This is a genomic window from Meiothermus luteus (assembly GCF_003574085.1).
In the GTDB taxonomy this organism is placed as follows: Bacteria; Deinococcota; Deinococci; order Deinococcales; family Thermaceae; genus Meiothermus; species Meiothermus luteus.
On record NZ_QWKZ01000152.1, the window covers coordinates 1 to 4,011 of the forward strand.

A 4,011-nucleotide genomic window follows, 5' to 3' on the forward strand; every position below is an offset into this window, starting at 1 on the left:
ACCCCGGCCCCCAGCAGGTTGGCCCCCCAGGCCGCCAAGGCCGGGTGAACGGGCCCGGTCAGGGCCACCACCTTGCCCACGCTGAAGGCCACATAGTAGGCGATGGTGAGGACCAGGGCCAGGGCCAAGGCGGTCCCGGGGCTGCTGGCCCGACGCACGGCCACCGGCAGGGCCAGCACCAACACCAGTAGGTTGGCCAGGGCCAGGGCCAGACCGGCGTGCCACTGAGCCAGGGCCTCGCGCCGCTCGGCGGGGGGGGTGGTGGGGTCTTGCAGCTTGCGCCACCAGTTCGAGAGGGCCACCGGGGCCTCAAAGCCTCCGCCGGCGTACTGGGCCTCCAGGTCCTCGCGGCTTTGGGAGAGGCGCACGGTGAGCTCGGCTCCGGGAGCCCCGATGTTCTGGGCTCGGAAGACCTCCTGTAGATGGGCCTCGGCCTCGGCCAGGGTGTTGAACTCGGGGATGGGCAGGCGGGCGAAGTCCAGCGTGAAGACCCGGTAGTCCCGAAAGACCAGGCTCTGGCCAGTGAGGCGGGCGCTTTGGGCCAGGATGATGGTCTGGGTCTGGCCCTGCCAGCGTTCCAGCCGGACCTGCTGGAGCTCGTCCTTTTCCGGATCAAACCCGTCAAAGCGCAGCACGTACTCGCCCACTGCCAGCTCCCGCCCCACCAGGCGGAACTGGGCGGTTCGCTCGGGGACCAGCTCGTTCCAGTAGACCAAGACGGTGGCCCGGTTGGCCCAGGGCACCACCCATTCCGAAAGGGCCAACGAAGCCCCGCTCAACACCAGGCCGCCCAGGAGGAAGACCCGGGCCGCCCGCAGCAGCGGGATGCCGCCAGCTTGCATCACCATAAGCTCGTTTTCCCGGGCCAGGCGGCCAAAGGCCAGCATGACCGAGAGCAGCGCGGCGATGGGCAGAGCCTGGACGGTGGCGTAGGGCACCTGCAGGGCCAGCCACTTGAGGACGCTCAGGGCCTCGGCGGTTCCCAGCCACTGGGCCCGGGGCAGGAGGTTGCTTAGAAGGCCAAAGCCCACGTAGAGAAACAGGCCGAAGGCAAAGACCGGTAGGGCCTCGCGCAGGATATAGCGGTCAAGAAGGGTCATCGGATTTCCAACCCAAAGGTGAACTTTCCGCTGGGGATTTCGTCGGGGTGCTGGGCGATGCGGACCTCCTGGTAGCCCAAGCGCCAGACGAAGCAGCAGTCGGCGTAGCGCAGCTCGAGGCCGAAGCGGCTTACGCCCTGCCGCAGGAAATCATACCCGAGAAGGGGGCTCAGGCTCAGGTCGTAGGTGCAGGTGAGGGGGGATGGGGTAAAGCCCAAGACCAGCTCGCGCCGTTCCCAGTCGCTCCGCCCGTTGCTGGTGGTTTTGCCCACGCAGTCGGCGCAGAAGCTGTAGCGCAGCCAGAACTCGCCGTAGTCCTGCCGGTAGCCAAGCCGCAAGCTGCCTTGGGTCTGGGATTTTAGGAAGTCGTGCTCGGCCCTGAGCTCGAGCCCGGGAAGCTCCAGCCCTCCGAAGAGCCGGTGGGTGGCCTCGCGCCGCTCGAGCCAGAAGCGGCCCAGCCCCGACTCGGTGCCCCAGGAGTAGCCCAGATGCAGGTTGAAAGCCCCTTCGTAGCGCCCCTCTACCTGTCCCCCGTAGGCCAGATACCCCGGGGCCTGGTCGTACAGGGCGAAGACCCCAAAGGGCTCCATGCGCAGGCGAAAAGGCCCTTCCTGTAGGCTCAAGGCGTAGCGTAGCTCAGCCCCCGCGGCCAGGCCCTGGACCTGGGTGGCGGGGGTGCCGTCCCGCCAGTCCTGGGCCACCCAGCCGAAGGGGCTAAAGGCTAGGTCCGCCCAGCTATAGCCCTGCCTCAGCCCAAAGGCGTAGCGGCCCGCCGCGCTGTCGTGGACGAAGAAGAGGGGACCGTCCACCACCTCCCCTGAGCTGGCGAAGCCGCTGGGCTTAGCGTCAAGCTGGAGGCTGGCCCGACGTTGTCTCTCCCGGGCGGATAGCCCCAGGCGCAGCACCGGATCGGGGCTGCCCAGGCGCAGGCCCAGCAGGGTGAGCCGGGTGGAAAACCGCTGGGGGCCGGCCAGGGGGAACTCGCTCAGCCCAAAGTTGAGCCCCTGGTCAAAGTCAAAGCGCAGCGGTGCGGGGAGGGCCTCCCCTGCCTCGGTAAGGCCCAAGACCTCCCCTAGGCTCTGGCCGGGGCTGAAGGTCAGCTCCTCAAAGCGGGCCAGGCCAAAGCGGTAGACCTCGAGCCAGCTCTCCTCCAGCACCGCCTCGCCGGTCTGAGTGTTGAGCACAAGGCTTTGCGAAAGCAGCCGCAGGTCCTCGCCGCATCGGCAGGTGGTGGCCCGCACCCCCGAGGCCCGCAGGGTCTGGCCCTTGACCCAGGCCTCCTCCGCCCAGAAGCGGTAGCGGGGGGTTTCCACCTCCACCTCCCGCGCGGTGAGCTCGCCGCTGGCCTGGTCGTAGCGCAGGCTGGGGGCCCGCAGGGTCAGGCCCCGGGCTTCTAGGCAGGCCCCGTCGGTGAAGAGGGCCACCTCGCCGTCAAACTCGAGGTTCCCTCCCCCGGCCAGGCCCTCTGGGGTCTCCAGGGTGTAGGGCTGTTCCCGGCAGGGGGCGGCCCAGGCCAGGCTGAGGAGGAAGGTGGCGACCAGCGAACCGAGCGCTTGGTTTGTCTTGAGCCTCCACACGCCCTACAGTCTATCGGCGTAGGGCCGCAGCCGGTTCAGGATTTCCGCGGGAACCCGTGTGCTGGCCCGCACCCGGCCCTCGGCAAAGCTCAGCAACAGCGTGCTGTCGGGTCGGTTGCCCCGCAGGGTGGTGCCCCCGTCGCGGAAGGCGAAGGCCCCCAGCACCAGGGCCTGGTTCTTGGGGGTGTCCACCACCACTGTGGCCGCTTCCAGGTAGGGCTCGCTCGAGCGCACCTCCCCCTTGAGGACCAGCACGTCCTCCTTTAGGAGGAGCCCCTGCTGGGCGCTCAGCCCCCGAATCTCCTTGGAGCTAAAGCGTACCCCGTTCAGGCGCAGGGTGTCGGGCTTCTGCAGGTACTCCAGGCTCGAGGCGCTGAAATCGCCCTCCTTTGACCTCAGGGTGGCCCCCTGGGCCCTTATGAACTCCCCCTCCTTATACTGGATGTAGCGGGCCTCCAGCACCAGGCCGCTTTTGTTGTCGGTGATGGTGCCGCCGTTGGGCAGGGTATAGATTCCGGTGCCTACGTCGAGCTCGGAGCTGCCCCGGGGCCGTACCTCAAAGCCGGCGAACCGCGAGGCCAGGCTGAAGAGCGCCAGGGGAACCAGTAGGAGCAGTACGCGCTGCATGGGGTCATCCTAGGGGCCCTTGGCATGAACGGCATGAGGGATGGCTCAATGCAGGGGCAACACCCGCCCTCCGGTCAGGGCCAGAAGCTCCTTGGGAGTGAGGCTGAAGAGCGTGGAAGGGGTGCCCCCCGCGGCGTAGACCCGCTCGTACTGGAACAGCTCGGCGTCGATCAGGGTGGGCAGAGGGGTGGGGTGGCCGATGGGAGGTACCCCCCCGATGGCGAACCCGCTGACCTGCCGTACGTACTCGGCGTCGGGCTTGTGCAGCTCCTCGCCCAGATGGGCCACCAGCAGCTCGGTCCTGACCCGGTTGGCCCCCGAGACCAGAAGCAGGTAGGGCCGCCCGCTTTGGGCCCCCTGGAAGATCAGCGACTTGACGATCTGCCCCACCGTGCAGCCCACTGCCTGGGCGGCCTCTTGGGCGGTGCGGGTTGAGCCAGGCAGCACCTGCACCCGCAGGTGTCCGAAGCCCCTTTCCCGCAGGGCGTCTTGGACCCTCTGGGCGCTTGTGGGAAGGCTCATCGGGCCATCTCCTCCAAAATCCCGCACAAAAGGGCAGTGCGGAGGGGAATCTGGGGGATATAGACGTTCTCCGTGGGCTGGTGGGCGGCCTCTCCAAAGAGGCCTAGCCCGTCTAGGGTGGGGACCCCCAGGGCGGCGGTGAAGTTGCCGTCGGAGCCCCCGCCCACCCGGCCGGGGCCCAGGTG

Annotated in this window: 4 protein-coding genes and 1 pseudogene; all 5 read right to left on the reverse strand. The window is 68.4% G+C overall.

What is annotated here, in order from left to right; translation table 11 throughout:
- Nucleotides 1-1,100, reverse strand: a 1,100-nt coding sequence (locus Mlute_RS14350; protein WP_147371117.1) for an LptF/LptG family permease, incomplete at its 3' end; no start/stop codon positions are given.
- The gene (locus Mlute_RS14355; RefSeq protein WP_182482587.1) at nt 1,097-2,677 is read right to left on the reverse strand and encodes a hypothetical protein; all 1,581 of its coding nucleotides are present in this window, start codon (nt 2,675-2,677) and stop codon (nt 1,097-1,099) included. The genes Mlute_RS14355 and Mlute_RS14350, both read right to left, overlap by 4 nt.
- 3 nt (nt 2,678-2,680) lie before the next feature.
- A complete protein-coding gene (locus tag Mlute_RS14360) occupies nt 2,681-3,304 on the reverse strand; it encodes a hypothetical protein (protein WP_119361240.1) in 624 nt (207 codons plus the stop codon).
- Between the two features lie 45 nt (nt 3,305-3,349).
- The gene (locus Mlute_RS14365) at nt 3,350-3,826 is read right to left on the reverse strand and encodes a YbaK/EbsC family protein (RefSeq protein WP_119361241.1); all 477 of its coding nucleotides are present in this window, start codon (nt 3,824-3,826) and stop codon (nt 3,350-3,352) included.
- A pseudogene (locus tag Mlute_RS14370) lies at nt 3,823-4,011 on the reverse strand (M20 family metallopeptidase); the annotation flags it as partial. The pseudogene Mlute_RS14370 and the gene Mlute_RS14365, both read right to left, overlap by 4 nt.